General features: G+C 76.0%; 15 protein-coding genes and 1 pseudogene. 9 read left to right on the top strand and 7 right to left on the bottom strand.

Annotated elements, in window-relative coordinates; translation table 11 throughout:
- From ACLIYP_RS22790 to ACLIYP_RS22780, 3 genes are all read left to right on the top strand, one after another.
- The coding region (locus ACLIYP_RS22790; protein ID WP_412714979.1) for an acetate--CoA ligase family protein at positions 1–1,404 on the top strand (1,404 nt) is incomplete at its 5' end.
- A gap of 32 nt (positions 1,405–1,436) precedes the next feature.
- Positions 1,437–2,147 carry a CBS domain-containing protein gene (locus ACLIYP_RS22785; RefSeq protein ID WP_412714978.1) on the top strand — a complete coding sequence of 237 codons (711 nt, stop codon included), beginning with the start codon at positions 1,437–1,439 and terminating at the stop codon, positions 2,145–2,147.
- A 114-nt stretch (positions 2,148–2,261) separates the two neighbouring features.
- Positions 2,262–2,783: a flavodoxin domain-containing protein gene (locus ACLIYP_RS22780; RefSeq protein WP_412714977.1), complete on the top strand. Its 522-nt coding sequence runs from the start codon at positions 2,262–2,264 to the stop codon at positions 2,781–2,783.
- 159 nt (positions 2,784–2,942) lie between these two features.
- On the opposite strand, the gene ACLIYP_RS22775 is transcribed toward ACLIYP_RS22780, so the two are convergent.
- The gene (locus ACLIYP_RS22775; RefSeq protein ID WP_412714976.1) at positions 2,943–3,338 is read right to left on the bottom strand and encodes an OsmC family protein; all 396 of its coding nucleotides are present in this window, start codon (positions 3,336–3,338) and stop codon (positions 2,943–2,945) included.
- A gap of 211 nt (positions 3,339–3,549) precedes the next feature.
- Here ACLIYP_RS22775 and ACLIYP_RS22770 point away from each other — a divergent pair, with 211 nt between their 5' ends.
- Positions 3,550–4,524 (top strand): Acg family FMN-binding oxidoreductase, encoded by a 975-nt coding sequence (locus tag ACLIYP_RS22770; protein ID WP_412714975.1) that lies wholly within the window; start codon positions 3,550–3,552, stop codon positions 4,522–4,524.
- Positions 4,525–4,600: 76 nt separating this feature from the next.
- Here ACLIYP_RS22770 and ACLIYP_RS22765 read toward each other — a convergent pair whose 3' ends face one another.
- Positions 4,601–6,316, bottom strand: a complete 1,716-nt coding sequence (locus ACLIYP_RS22765; RefSeq protein ID WP_412714974.1) for a sensor histidine kinase — start codon at positions 6,314–6,316, stop codon at positions 4,601–4,603.
- Between the two features lie 321 nt (positions 6,317–6,637).
- Between ACLIYP_RS22765 and ACLIYP_RS22760 the strand changes: the two genes are divergently transcribed.
- Entirely contained in the window at positions 6,638–6,922 is a 285-nt protein-coding gene (locus ACLIYP_RS22760; protein WP_412714973.1) for a DUF1540 domain-containing protein, read from the top strand.
- A 722-nt stretch (positions 6,923–7,644) separates the two neighbouring features.
- The gene (locus ACLIYP_RS22755; RefSeq protein WP_412714972.1) at positions 7,645–9,147 is read left to right on the top strand and encodes a carboxylesterase/lipase family protein; all 1,503 of its coding nucleotides are present in this window, start codon (positions 7,645–7,647) and stop codon (positions 9,145–9,147) included.
- A 199-nt stretch (positions 9,148–9,346) separates the two neighbouring features.
- Here ACLIYP_RS22755 and ACLIYP_RS22750 read toward each other — a convergent pair whose 3' ends face one another.
- From ACLIYP_RS22750 to ACLIYP_RS22740, 3 genes are read right to left on the bottom strand one after another with little or no spacing between them, the layout of a single operon-like run.
- Complete coding sequence (locus ACLIYP_RS22750) at positions 9,347–10,003, bottom strand: potassium channel family protein (RefSeq protein ID WP_412714971.1); 657 nt, start codon at positions 10,001–10,003, stop codon at positions 9,347–9,349.
- Entirely contained in the window at positions 10,000–10,659 is a 660-nt protein-coding gene (locus ACLIYP_RS22745; protein ID WP_412714970.1) for a potassium channel family protein, read from the bottom strand. The genes ACLIYP_RS22750 and ACLIYP_RS22745 overlap by 4 nt, the downstream gene beginning before the upstream one ends.
- Positions 10,656–13,511, bottom strand: a complete 2,856-nt coding sequence (locus ACLIYP_RS22740) for a cation-translocating P-type ATPase (RefSeq protein WP_412714969.1) — start codon at positions 13,509–13,511, stop codon at positions 10,656–10,658. Before ACLIYP_RS22740 ends, ACLIYP_RS22745 begins: the two co-directional genes overlap by 4 nt.
- 229 nt (positions 13,512–13,740) lie before the next feature.
- On the opposite strand from ACLIYP_RS22740, the pseudogene ACLIYP_RS22735 reads away from it, so the two are divergent.
- Positions 13,741–13,923: pseudogene (locus ACLIYP_RS22735) on the top strand (DUF1918 domain-containing protein); the annotation flags it as partial.
- Between the two features lie 104 nt (positions 13,924–14,027).
- Here ACLIYP_RS22735 and ACLIYP_RS22730 read toward each other — a convergent pair.
- Together ACLIYP_RS22730 and ACLIYP_RS22725 are read right to left on the bottom strand one after the other, a co-directional pair.
- Positions 14,028–15,062, bottom strand: a complete 1,035-nt coding sequence (locus tag ACLIYP_RS22730; RefSeq protein WP_412714968.1) for an Acg family FMN-binding oxidoreductase — start codon at positions 15,060–15,062, stop codon at positions 14,028–14,030.
- 111 nt (positions 15,063–15,173) lie between these two features.
- Complete coding sequence (locus tag ACLIYP_RS22725; protein WP_093656560.1) at positions 15,174–15,428, bottom strand: DUF1876 domain-containing protein; 255 nt, start codon at positions 15,426–15,428, stop codon at positions 15,174–15,176.
- A gap of 361 nt (positions 15,429–15,789) precedes the next feature.
- On the opposite strand from ACLIYP_RS22725, the gene ACLIYP_RS22720 reads away from it, so the two are divergent.
- Positions 15,790–17,379 carry a bifunctional aminoglycoside phosphotransferase/ATP-binding protein gene (locus tag ACLIYP_RS22720; protein WP_412714967.1) on the top strand — a complete coding sequence of 530 codons (1,590 nt, stop codon included), beginning with the start codon at positions 15,790–15,792 and terminating at the stop codon, positions 17,377–17,379.
- Positions 17,380–17,462: 83 nt separating this feature from the next.
- A partial coding sequence (locus tag ACLIYP_RS22715; RefSeq protein ID WP_412714966.1) for a nicotinate phosphoribosyltransferase occupies positions 17,463–18,875 on the top strand: 1,413 nt, incomplete at its 3' end.

Here is an 18,875-nt window from a genome sequence, read left to right as displayed (position 1 = left end):
CGCCGCGCCGCCGCGGCGCACACCGCCGCCGCGTCCGCCCCCGCCATGACCCGCCGCGCCCTGTTCGCCCAGGCCGGGGTGATCGCCACCCGCGGCATCGGCGAACTCCTGGACACCGCGGCCCTGCTCCAGTCCCAGCCCCTGCCCACCGGCACCCGCGTCGCCGTGGTCTCCAACGCAGGCGGCGCCGGGGTCCTGGCCGCCGACGCCTGCGCCGAGGCCGGTCTGACCCTCCCCCGCCTGCCCGACTCCCTCACCGCCGACCTGCTCGGCACCCCGCCCGCCGGCGCCTCCACCGCCAACCCCGTCGACACGGACGGCAGCGGCGGGCCGCGGCCGGCCGAGTGCGTGGGACGGCTGGCCGAGTACGGAGGCGTGGACGCCGTCCTGGCCGTCCTGGTGCCCACCGCCCCGGCCGACGGGGAGGATGACGGGGCCCAGGTCCGCGAACTGCTGCGCACCGCCTCCGCCCACCCCTCCCGCACCGTCGTCGCCGTCCTGCCCGGCCAGGCCGAACGCGTCCGCCTGCTCCGCTCGGACGACGGCACCGCCCTCCCCGCGTACGCCGAACCCCAGGACGCCGCCCGCGCCCTGGCCCACGCCGCCGAACGGACCCGCTGGCTGGGCCGCCCGCCCGGCGAGGTCCCCGAACTGTCCGGCGTGGACACCGAGGCCGCCCGCGCCCTGGTCGGCGCCTTCCTCGCCGACCACCCCTCGGGCGGCCTGCTGGACCCCCGCGACTGCGCCCGCCTCCTGGACCACTACGGCATCCCCCGCCTGCCCCAGGCATGGGCCGAGGACGAGGACGCCGCCGCCGGGGCCGCCGCCCGCCTGACCGGGCGGCGCGGCGAACGCGCCGCCCTCAAGGCCCACTGGCCCGGCATGCACCACCGGAGCCAGGAGGACGCCGTGGCACTCGACCTCGAGGACGAGGACCGCGTACGGGCCGCCTGGCGGGACCTGTCCGCCCGCCTGGAGGGCGCCATGACCGGCGCGCTCGTCCAGCCCATGGCACGGCGCGGCACCGAACTGGTCGCCGGCGTCGTCCAGGACGAGGTCTTCGGGCCCCTGGTCCTCTTCGGACCGGGCGGCACCGCCGCCGAGGTCCTGGCCGACCACGCCGCCCGGCTCGCCCCGCTCACCGACCGGGACGTCCACGACCTGATCACCGCACCCCGCTGCGCCCCCCTGCTGCTCGGGCACCGCGGCGGCGAACCGGTGGACCTGGAGGCCCTGGAGCAGATCCTGCTGCGCCTGTCGCGGATGGCCTGCGACCTGCCCGAACTCGCCGAGGCCGACCTCAACCCGGTCCTGGCCCGGCCCGACGGCGCCACCGCCGTCGACGCCCGCGTGCGCCTGCTGCCCAGGCGCGCCCACGATCCCCACCTGCGCCGGCTGCGCTGACAGGCCGCCGGAAAGAGAACACGGAGGACACCATGAAGCACAAAGTGGTCGGCGCCGTCATGACGATCGACGTCGTCAAGGCCCACCCGGCGACACCCTTCAAGCAGGTCGCCCACCTGCTCGCACGGCACGGCATCAGCGGCCTGCCCGTCGTGGACGACGACGACAAGGTCCTCGGAGTCGTCTCCGAGACCGACCTCCTGGCCCACCAGGCGCGCCAGGGAACGGACGGCCCCCCGCCCAGGGGGCGCGCCGGGCGCCGCAGGGCGGCCGCCGGACGCCCGCTGACCGCGGGCGAGCTGATGACCGCACCGGCCGTCACCGTCCACGCCCTGGACTCCGTGGCACGCGCGGCCCGCACGATGGTCGCCCACGGCGTCCAGCGGCTGCCGGTCCTGGACGAGGAGGAGCGGCTGGTCGGCATCGTCACCCGCCGCGACCTGCTGGGCGTCTTCCTCCGCCCGGACGCCGACATCCGCGCCCAGGTCGTCGACGAGGTCCTGGTCCGGTCCCTGTGGCTGTCGCCCGACACCGTCTCCGTCTCCGTCGCCGACGGTGTGGTCACCCTCACCGGACAGGTCGAACGGCGCAGCGAGATCCCCGTCGCCACCGCCCTCATCCGCCGCCTCGACGGCGTGGTCGACGTCGTCAGCCGGCTCACCTACCACCTGGACGACTCACGGCTGCGGCCCGAGGAACCCGCACTGCACGGCCTCGCCGACCGGTGGCTGCGCAACCACTGACACCACCACCGGCACACCACCGGCACACCACCGGCACAACGCCGGCCCTGCCGGGCACCCGGGGACCTCCCGGGCGCCCGGCAGCGCCCGGCACCTCACAGGAAGGCGATCACGATGACACCACCGCACGTACTCGTCGCCCACGGCTCGAAGAACGGCTCCACCGCGGAGATCGCCGAGTGGATCGGCCAGGACCTGCGGGAGAGCGGCCTGACCGCCGACGTCCTGCCCGCCGCCGAGGCCGCCGCGCTCGACGGCCTCGACGGCTACGACGCCGTACTGCTGGGCTCCGGCCTGTACGCGGGCCGCTGGGTCAGGGAGGCCACCCGGTTCGCCCGGCGCCACCGCCACGCCCTGGCGCGACTGCCGGTGTGGCTGTTCAGCAGCGGCCCGCTGGACTCCTCCGCCGAGGAGCGCGACATCCCGCCCGCCCCCGGCGCCGCACGCGTCGCCGCCCTGGTCGACGCACGCGGCCACACCACCTTCGGCGGCCGGCTGGGGGAGGACGCACTCGGTTTCATCGCCCGGCAGATCGTCAAGCAGGGCAAGGGCGGGGACTTCCGCGACCGCGAGCACGTCCGGAGGTGGGCGCGCTCGGTCGCCGACGAACTCACCCGGGCGGCGCAGAGCACCTGAAGGGCGCCGGAGCCGACCGGGCGCCCGGGGCTTCGGCCCCCACCGGGGACACGGCGGAGGTCCGGCTCCCGGGCGCACCCCGGAAGCCGGACCGAAGACCGCGGCCCGGCCGATCCCCTCGGCCGGGCCGCTCCCCTCCTCGTCCTCGCCCCCGGCTCCTCAGCCGATCCCGATGTCCACCCGCGGCGGCTGCCGCAGCGAGTTGTGCACCGTGCAGTGGTCCACCACCGCCGCCAGCGCCCGGGTGCGCACCTCCCCGATGTCCTGCGGCAGCACCAGGCGCAACCGCACCTCCCCCACCCGCGCCGGCCGGTCGGCGGCCATCTCGTACTCCGTCTCCACCCGCAGCCCCTCGCGCGGCAGCCCGTGCCGCGCCAGGTAGCGGCCCGCGTAGAAGCCCACGCACGACGCCAGCGACGCGACGAACAGGTCCACGGGTGTGGGCCCCAGTCCCTCGCCGCCGGCCTCCGGCGGCTGGTCCACGGTGAACTCGTGACCGCGCACCGAGACCCGGTAGGCATCGCCCCCCGACAGGGCCACCGCCACCTTCTCCATGACGCACCTCCTCGGCATCACCCCCAGCCAACCTCCCCGCGCGCGGCCGCGGCCAGGGCCGACCGGACGCGCCCGGGGGCCGTACGTCCCCGCTTCCCGGGCCACCCGGCCGCACTGGACCGGTCGGCGGCGCGGAACGGGACCAAAGGCACTGCCCCGGCGGGCCTCCGCGGCGGCAGCCTGGTGGCGGCCGGAACGGGAGGAGCACACCATGCCACCCACCACACTCGACGCGGTCGTCCTGGAGAACCTCGTCTCCGCCGCCGTGGCCGCACCGTCGATCCACAACACCCAGCCCTGGCGCTACCGCCTGGACCCCGCCACCGCCACCCTGGAGGTACGCGCCGCCGCGGGACGGGGGCTGCGCCACACCGACCCCGTCGGGCGGGCCCTGCACGTCTCCGTCGGCGCCGCCCTGTTCAACCTCCGCGTGGCGGTGGCCCGCACCGGCTGGGAACCGGCCGTACGACTGCTGCCCCGCCCCGCCGAACCGGACCTGCTGGCCTCCGTGCGCCCGGTCGCGGCCGACGCACCCGACCCGCGCCACCGCCCCGACCTGTACGCCGCCCTGTGGCGGCGGCACAGCAGCCGCTTCCCCTTCTCCCCCCACCGCCCGCCCGAGTGGCTCCTGCGCGAACTGGCCGCCGCCGCCCGCGCCGAGGGCGCCTCGCTGTGGTTCCCCGGCGTCCGGGACACCACCCGGATGATGCGTCTGACCGCCGCGGCCGAACGCCGCAACACCGAGACCGACGCACGCCGCGCCGAGAACCGCTCCTGGATGCGCGAGGGCGCCCACGACGGACTCCCCGGCGCCGCCCTGGGCGCCCGCGACGCCACCGGGCGCCTGCCTCTGCGCGACTTCTCCGGAGTCGGGGCGGGCGGCACCCTCACGGCCCGGTTCGAGACCGGCCCCACCATCGCCGTCCTCGCCACGGCCCGCGACCGGCGCGCGGACTGGCTCCGCGCCGGGCAGGCGCTGGAACACGTCCTGCTGGTCGCCACCGCCCACTCGGTGCGCACCTCGCTGCTGCACCAGGCCCTGGAGTGGCCCGACCTCCGGAGGTCCCTGCAACGCGTCACCGCGGGCCCCCGGTACGTCCAGATGCTCGTCCGCCTCGGCTACGGCCCCGAGGGACCGGCCACGCCCCGCCGGCCCGTGCGGGAGGTACTGGAGACGGGTCTGTGACCGCGCCGCCCCGGCCCGCGGGCCCGGTCCCCCGAACTCCGTTTCCCTCGGCCCCGGTTACTCGGACTCCGGTTCCTCAGACCCCGTCCAGCGGCACCCGCCACACCAGGCGGGAGCCGCCGGACGGCGGCCTCTCCACCAGAAGCTCGCCGCCGAGCTTCTCGGCCCGCTCCGCCAGGTTCACCAGCCCGCTGCGGCGTCCGCCCTCCGGGATGCCCACCCCGTCGTCGGCCACCGTGGCGGTCAGGGAACCGCCCGCCACCACCAGCGAGACCTCGGCCACCGCGGCCCGCGCGTGCCGCGCCACGTTCGACAGCGCCTCGGCCAGCACCGCCACCACGTGGTCGGCCACGGCCGCAGGCACATCGGTGTCCACCAGCCCCTCCATGCGCAGGGCCGGGGTGAAGCCCAGGTTCCCCACGGCCTCCTCCACCAGCCGGGCCACCCGCACCCGCAGCCCCTGCTGCCGGCCCCGGCCGTCGCCGTGGCTGCGCAGACCGAAGATCGTCGATCTGATGATCTTGATGGTCTCGTCCAGATCGTCCACGGCCCGCAGCAACCGCTCGCTCGCCTCCTGGTGCTGGACGAAACGCACCGCGCTCTGCAGCGTCATGCCCGTGGCGAACAGCCGCTGGATGGCCAGGTCGTGCAGATCGCGGGCGATGCGGTCGCGGTCCTCCAGCAGGGCCACCTGCTCGGCCGCCCGTCGCCGCTCCGCCAGCTCCATGGCCACCGCGGCCTGTCCGGAGAAGGACGCCAGCGGCGCCGTCTCCGTCTCCGTGAACGGCGCGCGCCTCTCCCGGCGCGCCAGCAGCAGCACACCGCGCACCCCGTCGCCGGCGCCCATCGGCACCGCCACCGCCGGGCCCATGCCCTTCCAGCGCTCCGTACCCGCCGAGATGCGGGGGTCGCCCGCGATGCCGGCACTGGTGATCGCCTCGCCGGCGGCCAGCGCCGCCCCCACGAACGATCCCTCCTCCGGCAGCACCAGGCCGCGGAACTCCTCGCTCCCCTCTCCCTCGGCCAGCACCACCTGGAGGTTGCCGGTGTCCTCCAGGGGCAGGGCCAGTACGCCCAGGTCCGCGGCGAGGATGTGGCGCGCGTGGTCGACGACCAGCGCCAGCACCTCGTGCTCGTGCACCCCGGACAGCAGTCCGGCGGTGATCTCGGCGTTGGCCTCCATCCAGCGCTCGCGGTTGCGGGCCTGCTCGTAGAGGCGGGCGTTCTCGATGGCCACGCCCGCCGCCACGGCGAGGGTGGACAGCACCGCCTCGTCCTCGGCGTCGAACTCCGCCCCGCCCCGCTTCTCGGTCAGGTAGAGGTTGCCGAAGACCTCCTCGCGCACCCGGATCGGCACGCCCAGGAAGGAGTGCATCGGCGGGTGGTTGGGAGGGAAGCCCGAGGAGTTGCGGTGCTCGGCCAGCTCCGGGATGCGCAGCGGCTCCGGGTGGCGGATCAGCTCGCCCAGCAGCCCGTGGCCCGACGGCAGCGGACCGATGGCGTCGACCGTCCGCGCGTCGATGCCCACCGGGATGAACTGGGAGAGCCGGCCGTCCTCGCCGATGACGCCGAGGGCGCCGTACTCGGCGTCGACCAGCAGCACCGCGGCCTCCACGATCCGCTGGAGCGCGTGGGACAGCTCCAGCTCCTGCCCCACCGACATCACGGCCTCGAGCAGGCTGTGCACCCGGTCCCGGGTGCCGCGCACCGCGTCGACGCGAGCCTGCAGCTCGTCCAGCAACTCGTCCAACTGCAGCCGAGGCAGACGTCCCGCGTCCTTCTCGCTCCCCATGCCCACCGGTCCTTCCCTCAGGCCCTCGAGCCTTTACCCAAAGGTATCGGTTCACTCGGGCGGACCGCTGCCCTGCCTCGGGGTGTCCGGCTCCGGCCGCCCACCTCGGCCTCTGATTTGTAATATGAACTGCTTGGCACGCTTTTTATTCGGACAGTGAACCGGGGCCTCTCCGTGCTCGGCCCATCGGGTGAACTGCGGCGCCCTGGTGGCAGGCACCGCCGCCCGTTCGGGAACGTCTCCACCTCAGGCATCCGGCCCCGGGCCGGATGCCCGGACACCGAAGCGCCCGAGGACACCCGAAGAGCACTGGAGAGATCCATGGAGATGCCCGCTGTGACCGAATGCGCCGTGGAGCCCTGCGCGTACAACAGGGAGCACGCCTGCCACGCGCTCGCCATCACCATCGGCGACCCCCAGCAGGCCCAATGCGACACGTTCTTCACCGCCCCGCGCAAGGGCGGCAGCCCGGAGGCCGCCGCGCACGTCGGCGCCTGCAAGATGTCGGACTGCCGGCACAACACCGACTTCGAATGCCAGGCGACCGGCATCTCGGTGGGCGCCCTGCACGGCACGGCCGACTGCCTGACCTACTCCCCGCGCTGATCCGTTCCCCGGCACCCGCCGCCCCGCCCGCCCCCCGAAGCACGACCCGGACACGCCGGAAACCCGCCACGGGATGCCCCGGAGTCCGGACGGCTCGCTGCGCGGCGCAGCCCGCGAGGGCGCTGACACGGTTCCCGTACTCGCGGCGGCCCTGCCCCGGGCCGGGACGACCGGGAGGCCGCGCGCACAGCGGCCGTCTTCCCGACGGTGGCGGCGGGGCGGCGGCCGCCCCTTGCCGGCCCTCGCCTCGGCGGCCCGCGGCACCGACGCCCGTCGCGCCCGCCGCGCCCGTCGACGGACGGTCGAACGACGACAGGTGCGGCGAGCGTCCGGTGACCCCGGGCGATCCGGGGATTCGCGGCGACCCGAATCCCGTCAGCCCCGGCATCGAGGATCCGGTCGTCCTCGATGAGGGCCCGGGCACCTCCAGCCGTTTGCGCTCCTCCGGCGCCCGGAGTTCCGCGCACTCATCGGCCACGCCCGGCCGAGCGGCACCGCGCACGTCTCCGGGACATCCCGCCTCGTACGCGGTGGCGGGCACGTCCTCGACCTCCTCGGCGTCCTCCATCGCGCCCGGTTGGCGCTGCGCGTCCACGACGGCGCGTTCTACGTCGTGGGTGCGTCAATCAGGACGATCTCGCTGTTGGACTCGGCGTACTGGGTTACCCAAGACTGGTCCCGCATCCTCCCGACGACCCGGCTTGCCGGGAGAGGCGGTTCCCATGGACGTCTTCAGGACGACGAGCGGTCCGGTTCAGGGTTTCCGTGCCTCCGCCGGCGTCGTCGCCGTCCTCGGTATCCCCTATGCCGCGCCTCCGTTCGGCGCCAACCGGTTCCGGGAGCCCCTCCCGGCACCCGCGTGGACCGGAGTGCGGGACTGCACGGACTTCGGCCCGGTCGCCCCGCAGTCGGCGCGGTTGCCCGGCGCGCCCGTGTGGTCACCGGGCGACGAGGACATCCTCACCGTCAACGTCTGGACGCCGGTTCCGGACGGGGGCCGCCTTCCCGTCCTGGTGTGGATTCACGGCGGTGCCCACACCTTCGGGTCCTCGGCTCAGCCCGACTTCGACGGGACCGTCCTGGCCGGCGCCGGGCTCGTCCTGGTCACCCTCAACTACCGGCTCGGTTTCGAGGGTTTCGGTCGCGTCCCGGGCGGGGGAAGGAGCGGCCACCCGGACAACCGGGGCCTGCTCGACCAGATCGCGGCTCTGCGCTGGGTACGCGAGAACATCGCCGAGTTCGGTGGTGATCCCGGCAACGTCACGGTCGCCGGCCAGTCCTCCGGGGCTGCCTCGGTGGCCTGCCTGATGGTCATGGACCGCGCCCGCGGCCTGTTCCACCGCGCCATCGCCCACAGCGCCGCCGGCACTTGCCACACGCTCGGCACCGCTGCGGCGACCACGCGTGAAGTCGCCGAGGCGGCGGGCTGCCCCGCCACGCCCGAAGGCCTGACGTCAGCGACTCCGCGGGAACTGGTCGCCGCCTCCGACCGGGTGGTCGAGAACTACCGGCGGGACCCCGCCTCCGGATCCCGCCACTACGACCCCTCGCTCTACGCGCCGGTCCTCGACGGTGACGTCCTGGCCACCGACCCCCTCACGGGGATGGCCGCCGGAGCGGCCCGGGACGTGGACCTGCTGGTCTGTCACACCACGGAGGAGTACTGGCTGCTCGATGCCGTCGGCAGCAGCGCGAAGGTCACCACCGACGAACAGCTGGCTCTCTTCGCCGAAGACTTCGGCCTCCCCGACGACCTGGTGGCCGGCTACCGCGCCGCGATGCCCCACGCCCCGGTGCTCGACGTCTACCTCGCCGTCTTCGGCGATCTGCTGTTCGTCGAGTACAGCAACCGGCTCGCCGAGTTTCACCGCCGAGCCGGCGGCCGGACCCACCTGTCGCGTTTCGACCGCCGGCGCGCCGGGGCGAACGGGGCCGTGCGGGCCTGGCACTGTGCGGACATCCCCTTCGCCTTCGGCAACATCGGTGACGACCGCCTGGCATTCCTCATCGGAGGCGCACCCACCGCCGCGGACCACGCGCTGGCACGCCGCATGGTGCGCGCATGGGCCGGTTTCGCAGCGACCGGCGACCCGGGATGGCCATCGGCCGACGACTCCACCACCCACGCGAGGGTGTGGACCGCCGACGCCGGCCCGGCCTCCGAGGGGCCCGCCGCTCCGCGTTCGCTCTGGGCCGGGGTCGGCTTTCCGATTCTGCACGCGTGAGAGGGGCAACCGCACCAGCGCCGGCCCGGGTCAGGCCGCCCGCCCGTAGCCGCCGTCCCCGGGCGGACCGTGACGGTCCGCCCAGGGCGGGACCGGGCGTCACCACCGATGACACCGGGCCGACGCGGTGGCGGGACAAGGCGCTCGGCGCCCGGGGACCGTCCCGTGACGGGTTTCCGGCGTATCCGGGTCCCGCCCGTCACCGGAAGGCCGCGCGGATCTCCTCCTCGGTGGCGGAGTGCGACACCACGAGCAGTTCGTCGCCCGGCCTCAGCGGCATCTGCGGTGCGGGGACGGTGGGCCGGCCGTCGCGCACGACGGTGGCCACCACGGTGCCGGGCGGCAGCTCGATGTCCGCCAGCGCCCGCCCGGCGGCGCGGGAGTGCGCCGTGATCGCGGTCTCGATGACGTCCACGCCCGCCCTGCTCAGCCGCAGCAGCGCCACGGTGTCGGCCGCCCCGGTCGCCTCCTCCACCAGGGAGATCAGCGGGGTGGTCGCGGGGATGGCGGCGTCGACGCCCCAGCGGGCGTCGAAGAGCCAGGTGTTGTCCGTGTCGTTGACGCGGGCGACCACGCGGGGGACGGCGAACCGGCGCTTGGCCAGCAGGCCGATGACGAGGTTGTCCTCGTCCCGGTCCGTGGCGGCGATCAGGACGTCGGCGGTGAACGCTCCGGCGCGTTCCAGGACGGCGGGCTCGCAGGCGTCCCCCTCGACCACGCCGACGGCGGGCCGGCCGGCGAACTCGGCGGCCCGGTCCCCGTCACGGTCGACCAGGACGACGTCGTTGCGGGCGGCGGCCAGCGCCCGGGCGATCTGCGCGCCCAGGTGTCCGGCGCCGGCGACGAGGATCCTCATGTGCCCAACTCCCTGTCCAGGAAGCCGCGCAGCCGCTCCAGGGAGGTGGCCGCGACGGCGAAGGCGACCAGGTCGCCGGGCTCGGCGCGGGTGCCGTGGGCGGGGACGAGGGAGCGGCCGGCGCGGGTGACCTCCACGACGCGGATCTCGCCGTCGACGTCGAGGTCGGTCAGCCGCCGCCCGGTGAGGTGCTCCGGGAGCCGGGAGCGCACCAGCAGCGTCTCGCCGCCGCCGAAGGCGGCCTCCGGGATGAGGTGGCGGTGCAGCAGCATCCGGTGGATGCCGTGCACCGTCCACTGGACGCCGGCGACGGTGGGGATGCCCAGCTCACGGCAGATGTCGGCGCGGCCGGCGTCGTCGACGCGGGCCAGGACGACGGGGACGCGGTAGGTGTCCCTGGCCGTGCGCGCGCCGACGATGTTGCTGTTGTCCTCGGAGGCGACGGCGACGAACGCGTCCGCGTGCTCGATGCCGGCGGCCTCCAGCGCGGCGCGGTCGTACTCGCTGCCCTGCCGGAACAGGCCTGGGAAGCCGGACGGAAGCCGGCCGCGCGCCCTGGCCGAGCGGTCGACGACGCGTACGTCGTGCCCCTCGGAGGCCAGCCGGACCGCGAGCGCGGACCCCACCCGTCCGCAGCCGGCGATCACCACCCTCATCGCGCGTCCCCCTCCCGCCGCGTCTCCCGGTGCGTCTCCCGGTGCGCCGGCGCACCGCCCCCGGCGGGGAGCCGGCGCCGCAGCCACGCCTTGCGGGCCTCGTCGGCCGCCAGCGGCAGCGCGCCCAGAACCGCCAGGAGGGCCCAGTCGGCCGGCTCCAGCGGCGCGGTGTTGAACAGGCCCTGCAGCAGCGGCACGTAGCTGATCGCGGCCATGACGGCGACCGCCAGGAGACCGGCGCCCAGCAGCCACGGGTTGGACAGCAGCTCCCCCGGCCGCAGGGCGCTGCGCCTGTCGGTGCGCACCGACAGGGAGATGAAGAACTGGCTGAGCACGATGCCGGCGTGGACCATGGTGACCGCCTCCCGGTAGACGGGGGTGTCCTCGGTGAAGTCCGCGTAGGGAATGCCCGAGGAGCCCACCTGCCACAGGAACACGGCGCTCACGCAGACCGCCTGGATGCCTCCCAGGAACAGCACGCGCCCCATCACGGCCGCGGAGAACAGCCGCTCGCGCCTCGGGCGCGGCGGGCGGTCCATCGCATCGGGCTCCGGCGGCTCGGCGCCCAGCGCGAGGGCGGGCATGACGTCGGTGCCCAGGTCGATCGCGAGGACCTGGACGGCGCTGATGGGGACGAGCGGGAAACCGGCGGCGGTCGCCGCCAGGATCGGGCCGAGTTCGCCGATGTTGCTGCTGAAGACGTAGACGAGGAACCTGCGGATGTTCTGGTAGACGGACCGGCCGAGCCCGACGGCGGCGGCGATGGAGGCGAAGGAGTCGTCCAGCAGGACCATGACGGCGGCCTCGCGGGCGACGTCGGTGCCGGAGGCGCCCATCGCCACACCGATGTCCGCGTGTTTGAGGGCGGGGGCGTCGTTGGCGCCGTCGCCGGTGACCGCGACGACCTCGCCGCGCCGCTGGAAGGCGGCCACGACCCGGGCCTTGTGCTCGGGGGCGACCCGGCACAGCAGCAGTTCGCGCTCCTGCGCGAGCAGGGCGTCCAAGGCCCGCTCGTCCATCGGCTCCAGCCGCGCGCCGGTCACCACCGCCGGTTCGGGGCCGCGGACGATGCCCACACGGCGGGCGACGGCCTCGGCGGTCAGCGGGTGGTCGCCGGTGACCATCACGATGCGGACGCCCGCGCGTCGGCAGGCCCCGACCGCGTCGCTGACCTCCGGGCGCGGCGGGTCCAGCATGCCGGCCAGGCCCAGGAGCGTGAGTCCCGACTCGATACGGTCCCGACCGGGGCCGGGCCCGCCCGCCACCGGGCGGTGGGCCACGCCCAGGACGCGCAGGCCCCGGGAGGCCATCTCGTCGTGGGCGGCGGTGACGGCGGCGCGCAACTCCCCCGTCAGCCCCCTGCGCTCGCCGAGCCAGTCGACGGCCTCGCAGCGGGCGAGCACCTCGTGCGGGGCGCCCTTGACGAAGGCGGTGTACGGCGGGTGGTCCGCGCCGCCGCCGGGGGTGCGGTGGACGGTGCTCATCAGCTTGCGGGCCGGGTCGAAGGGGTGCTCGGCGACGCGGGGGGCCGCGGCCTCCTCGGCGGCCGGGTCGATCCCGGCCTTGACCGCGGCCACCAGCAGCGCCCCCTCGGTGGTGTCGCCCAGGATCCGCCACCCCCGGTGCTCCGCGGGCGGCAGGAGCCGGGCGTCGCAGCACAGGACCGCCGCGCGCAGCAGCGTGCGCACCGCGCCGGGGTCGTCCACCTTCCCGGCCGGCTCGTAGCCCACCCCCGAGACCGGGTGGGTCCTCCCGCCCGCCCACACCCGGGTGACGGTCATCTCCGCCCGGGTCAGGGTGCCGGTCTTGTCGGTGCAGATCACGGTGGTGGCGCCCAGTGCCTCCACTGCCAGCGGCTTCTTGACCAGCGCGTGCCGCCGGGCCATGCGCCGCACCCCGATCGCCAGGGAGACCGACAGGGTGGCGGGCAGCCCCTCGGGGACGAGGGCGACCATCACCCCGAGCGCGAAGACGAAGGTGGCCACCAGGTCCTGCCCGGCGGGCAGGCGTACGGCGAACAGCGCCGCGCCGATCGCCAGCGCCGTACCCGCCACCCGGCGCGCCATGGAGGCGACCTGGCGCTGCAGCGGCGTCCGCTGGCGGGAGGCCGCGGCCGCCAGGCGGAAGATCCGTCCGAACTCCGTGGCCGCGCCGGTGGCGTACACCACGGCCTTGGCCGTGCCCGCGACGACGTCGGTGCCCATGAAGACGCGGTTGCGGGCCTCCAGGGGCGGTCCGGGGGCGACGGCGTCGGCGGTGCGGCGCGCCGGGGCGCTCTCCCCGGTCAGGGACGCGTTGCCGACCGAGACCTCGTGCGCCTCGACCAGGCGGCAGTCGGCCGGTACCGCGTCCCCGGCCTCCAGGACCACCACGTCGCCGGGCACCAGTTCGTCCGCGGGGAGCTCACGCCGCTCGCCGTCGCGCAGCACCCGGCTGGTGTGCGGCACCATCGCCCGGAGCGTCTCGGCGGTGCGCTCGGCGGAGTACTCCTGTGCGAAGCCGATGACCGCGTTGAGCAGCACCACGCAGAGGATGGCGAAGGCCAGTTGCAGGGTTCCCTCCTGCGGAGGGTCCTGGAGGGCGTGGGCCAGGAAGGTGATCGCCGAGGCGACGGTCAGGACGACGGCGAACAGATCGGTGAACTGGGCGGTGAGCAGCCGCCAGGAGCCGCGGCGGGCGGCGCGCGGCAGACGGTTGGGCCCGTACCTCTCGCGCCGCGCCGCGGCCTCGGCCCCGGTCAGACCGCGCGGGGAGGTGCCCAGTGCGGCGTGGACCTGTGCGGCAGGCACCGTCTGCACCGCGGCTCCGGCCGGGGCGGGAGCGCCCCCCAGGGGCTCGGTTCCGGTGCTCATCGCAGTGTGCCGCCACCGTCCGCGCCGGGCCGGGTCTCGGGGAGGGCGGTGCTCATGGTCCTCAGTGTGGGCGCGGCCCGTGGACGCCGCAATCGGAAGTCCGGCGGGGTTCCGCCGCCCGGTTGCGGGTACGGCGTCGCGGGGTACCCGGTCCAGTGTCCGGGGCGCGCGGAGGCCGGACCACGGCATCGGGGGCGGGCGCCGGAGAGTTCGGAGAGCGGTGACGAGCATGCACGCGGAACTGGGAGACGAGCTGATCATCGAGAGCCCGGCCACGGGAGTCGCCCGGCGGGACGGCGAGATCGTCGGGCTGCACCACGACGACGGGACACCGCCGTACGACGTGCGCTGGTCGGACACCGGCCGGGTCACGCTCGTCTTCCCCGGGCCCGACGCGCACGTCCGCCATCTGCACCACCGAAAGGCCCCGGGCGCCCCGCGCCGCCCGGACCGGGACTGACGGCCCGGCGGAACCGACGGCCCGGAGGGGCCCGTGGGTCGGGCGGGGACGGGCGGTCAGGGCCGGATGTCGAGCACCTCGCCCGGCGGGCGGCGCGGGGTGCCGGGCCCCGGCGGGCCGTACCCCAGCCGCAGCACCGTCTGCACCTGGCCACGGCCCGACACCGGATCACGCAGCGGCCAGCGCAGGTCCGGCCACTCCACGGGCTGGGTGGCCGGCGAGCCGACCAGGCCCTCCAGGGTGGCCAGCAGCAGGACGCGCTCCATGGCCTGACCCGCCCTCAGCCAGTCCTCGGGACGGTCCTTCACCGTGCTGAGCAGGGCGATCTGCGGGTGCCGCTCGAACGTCGCCGCCCGGCGCCCGGACACCCGACCGCTGCCCGCGAAGTCCCGTACCGGGGCGCGCCCGTCGAACCTGCGCGGCCCGAAGGCGTACTCGGGGATCCCGTCGCCGGCCGCGGGCGCCCCGGCGGCGTCGGATGTATCGGAGGCGTCGGAGGCGTCGGCGCGGGTCCAGCGCGCCAGGTCCTCCGCCTCGCCGCGGTCGGTGCGGTTGCGGGCCTCGGCCTCCTCCACCAGTTGCAGCACCCAGCGCAGATGACTCGGCCCCGGGAAGTCGAGCAGGGCGCCCTCCCTCCGGGCCGCGTCGGACAGCGCGGTGCGCAGCGCCCGGGGGATCTCGGTCTCGGTGAACGGCAGGCGGCTGGTGTGGCGTCGGTGGACGGCCGGGTGGAGCGCACCGAGCCCACCCTCGCCGCCGCCCTCGCCGCCGTCCTCGGGACCAAAGGGCCGCACCACGGCGAGCAGCGCGGGGTCCCCCTGGTCCGGCAGCAGCCGGGTCACCGGCCGCAGCCCCTGGTGGGCGAGCGCGACTCTCAGGTTCAGCAGGGCTGCGCCGCAGCTGATGTGGAGGGCGCGCCCGTCGGGGTCGGCGTGCGGGAGCGCGCGGCCGAAGTCCGCGCGCACCTGGAGGACGCCCTCGCTCCGCAGATACCGGAAGCGCCACGGCTGGGTGTTGTGCACGGACGGGGCCGCGGTGGCGTCGCGGACCGCGGCCGTCACGCGTTCGTCGGACAGTTCCCCTGTGCTCATCGGGCCTCCCCGGTCCTGGCCGCCCGCCGGCCTGTCGGTTGGGCGGCCCCGGGGGGCGCGCCCGCGGGCCGGGGCGCGCCCGGGGCCCGGTCCGGCCGGATCCGGCCGGGGTCAGGGCCCGGGGTGCGCCACGCCCTCGATGTCGGTGCGCGCGACGCTCAGCAGCTTCTGCGCCAGGTCGTTCATCGCGCGTCCCGCCGCGAGTTCGTCACCGATCTCGGGGACGTCCCTGTCGTGCGGGTTGCGCCGTGCGACGCCCTGGCCGCTGATCTCCGTGCCCCCGAGGTCCAGCACCGCGCGGGCCTTCGTCGTGCCCTCCTCCTCGAAGAGGTGGACGCGGACCTTCCAGTCCTGTGTGTGAGCCATTGTCTGCTCCCTGGGTGGTGCGGGGCCGATGCGGCCCGGATGCGTCCGGCCCGGTCCGGTGTCCACGCCCTCCGCACGCCGGGCCCGCCGGCCTCGGCGGTCGCCGCACCGGGCGTCGCGGGTGCCTGCCAGGCGCGGATACGCCTCCGGCCTCTGCCTCCCACCGTAACCCCGGTGCCGTGAGGGTTCCATCGGACGGCGTACGCCCCGCCCCCGGTCCGGGCGGGCGCGGCGGCGGGGGTTTCCGGACCGTGCTTCCCGGTACTCCCCACCGGGCGGCGCCCGCGGGTCCCGCCCGCGCGGCCCGCGTACGGCCTCTCACGAACCCCGCACGAACCACGCCGCAGTCAGGAGCGACAGGATGCACACACCGCCGGCCCCCGGTCCCGAACCCCGCCCCGGCGCCGGGGCGGGGGCGGCGCACCCCCCGCGCGCGGAGGTCCGCGAGACCCACACCGCGGTGCTGTTCTTCCTCGGGGACCGCGTCTACAAGCTCAAGAAGCCGGTCGGCCTGGGGTTCGTGGACTTCACCACCCTCGCCGCCCGGCGGCGGGGGTGCGAGCGGGAGATCGAGCTCAACCGCCGTTTCGCGCCCGACGTCTACCTGGGGCTCGCGGAGGTCCACTGCCCGCCCGGCCTGCGGCCCGCGCGGTCCGGCGGGCCGGAGGAGGACGGCGGGCCCGAGCCGGTCGTGGTGATGCGCCGTATGCCGGCCGAGCGGCGGCTGGCCGCCCTGGTGGGCCGGGGCGCGGACGTGCGGGAGCCGCTGCGGGCCGTGGCACGGCTGCTGGCGGCGCGGCACGCGGACTCCCCGCGCGGCCCGGAGGTGGTGCGCGAGGGCACCCGGGACGCGCTCGCCGGACGCTGGGAGGCGAACTTCGCCGAGGTCCGCGCCCTGGAGGGCACGATCGCGCTGCCCGAGGGGGTGCCCGAGGCCGAGCGGCTGGTGCGCCGCTACCTGGGCGGCCGCGAGGTGCTGTTCGAGACCCGTGTCCGCCGCAACCGGGTCGTCGACGGGCACGGCGATCTGCGGGCCGAGGACGTCTTCTGCCTCGACGACGGCCCACGCGTCCTGGACTGCCTGGAGTTCGACGACCGGCTGCGCCGCGTCGACGGCCTGGACGACGCCGCGTTCCTGGCGATGGACCTGGAGCGGCTGGGCGCGCCGGACGCGGCGGCGTTCTTCCTGGCCCACTACGGCGAGTACTCCGGGGATCCCGCCCCGCCCTCCCTGTGGCACCACTACGTCGCCTACCGCGCCTTCGTCCGCGCCAAGGTCTCCCTCATCCAGGCCGTCCAGGGCGCGCCGGACGCGGAGGAGGAGGCGCGGCGGCTGGTCACCGCGGCCCTGCGCCACCTGCGCGCCTCCGCCGTACGCCTGGTCCTGGTCGGCGGGCTGCCGGGCCGCGGCAAGTCCACGCTCTCGGGGGCGCTGGCGGACCGGATGGGTGTCACGCTGCTCAGCAGCGACCGCGTCCGCAAGGAGCTGGCGGGCATCCCGGCCGAGCGGCCGGCGCCCGCTCCCTACGGCGAGGGCCTGTACACGGCGGAGCGGACGCGTGCCGTCTACACGGCCCTCCTGGACCGCGCGGCCGCCCTGCTGTCCTCGGGCGAGTCGGTGGTGCTGGACGCCAGCTGGACGGATCCGGAGCAGCGGGAGGCGGCCCGGCGGACCGCCGAGCGCGCCGGGGCGGACCTGGTCGCCCTGCACTGCCGGGTGCCGGGCGACGTGGCCGCGTCCCGGCTGGCCGGCCGCGCGCCGGGGGTCTCCGACGCCGGGGCGGAGGTGGCCGCCGAGATGGCGGCCCGGGAGGCGCCGTGGCCGGAGGCCGTCGCCGTGGACACCTCCGGCCCGCTCCGGGCGGCGGCCGATCAGGCGATGGCGGCCGTGTACCCGTACGGTGCCGGGTCCGCACCGGTCTTCCGCCGCCCCTACATGGAGCCGGACTGACCGGCCGGCCGCGGACCGGGTGGCCGGAGGGGCCCGCCCCGTGTGGAGGTGCGCCGGGCCGCGCGCGGAAGGAGACTGCGGACATGACCGGACAGATGACCGTCCCCGGAGCGCTCACCACGGACCTGTACGAGGTGAGCATGGCCCTGGCGTACCTGCGCGAGGACATGACCGGCGAGGCCGTCTTCAGTCTGTTCGTGCGGAAGCTGCCGCCGGACCGCGGCTTCCTGGTGGCGGCGGGGCTGGAGTCGGCGCTGTCGTACCTGGAGGGGCTGCGGGTCGGCGCGAGCGAGGCCGCCGCCTTCGCCGAGGCGCTGCACCGCCCGGTGGAGGACCTCGAGCCGTTGCGGGGGCTGGAGTTCACCGGCGAGGTGCGGGCCGTGCCCGAGGGCCGGATCGTGCTGGCGGGCGAGCCGCTGCTGGAGGTGACCGCGCCGCTGCCGCAGGCGCAGCTGGCGGAGACCTGCCTGCTCAACCAGCTCAGCCACCAGACGGCCGTCGCCTCGAAGGCGGCGCGCTGCGTACTGGCCGCCGGCGGCCGTCCGGTGGTGGACTTCTCGCTGCGCCGCACCCACGGGGTCGAGGCCGGTCTGCGCATGGCCCGGCTCGGCGCCCTGGTGGGTTTCGCCGGGACCAGCAACGTGGCCGCCTCCGCCGCCTACGGCATCCCGGCGGTGGGCACCATGGCGCACTCCTTCGTGGAGGCGTACGAGGACGAGGAGGCGGCCTTCCACGCCTTCGCCAGGGCCCATCCGGGCCCGGTGACCTTCCTGGTGGACACCTACGACACCGAGGGGGGCGTGCGGACGGCGGCGCGGGTGCTGCGCGACCTGGGCTACGGGTCCGGCTGCGCCGTCCGGCTCGACAGCGGCGACCTGGGCGAACTGGCCGTGCGCGCGCGGCGGATCCTGGACGGGGCCGGGCTGGAGGAGGTGCGGATCGTCGCCAGCGGCGGCCTGGACGAGCACGGCGTCGACCGCCTGGTGCGCTCCGGCGCCCCGATCGACACCTACGCCGTGGGCACCCGCGTCGGGGTGTCGGCCGACGCCCCCTATCTGGACTCCGCCTACAAGCTGGTGGCCTACGACGGGCGGCCGGTGATGAAGCTGTCCGCGGCCAAGGTGACCGCTCCGGGGGCCAAGCAGGTCTTCCGCGGCCCGGACTTCGCCGATGTCGTCGCCCTGCGCGAAGAGACACCGCCGCCCGGCGCCGAACCGCTGCTGGAGACGGTGATGACCGGCGGCCGGCGCGTCGCCGCGCCCGCGACCCTGGCGGCCGCCCGCGAGCGCTTCGAGGCCGATCTGGCGCGGCTGCCCGAGGAGGCGCGGCGCGTGGTGGACCCGGTGCCGCCGCGGCCCGTCGCCTCCGAGCCCCCCCCCCCCCCCCCCCCCCCCCCCCCCCCCCCCCCCCCCCCCCCCCCCCCCCCCCCCCCCCCCCCCCCCCCCCCCCCCCCCCCCCCCCCCCCCCCCCCCCCCCCCCCCCCCCCCCCCCCCCCC

Origin of the sequence: Streptomyces nanhaiensis (assembly GCF_046614825.1) — a bacterium.
Lineage (GTDB): Bacteria > Actinomycetota > Actinomycetes > Streptomycetales > Streptomycetaceae > Streptomyces > Streptomyces radiopugnans.
The sequence above is the reverse complement of the archived record's forward strand: the minus strand, read 5'-3'. Positions and strand labels throughout refer to the sequence as shown.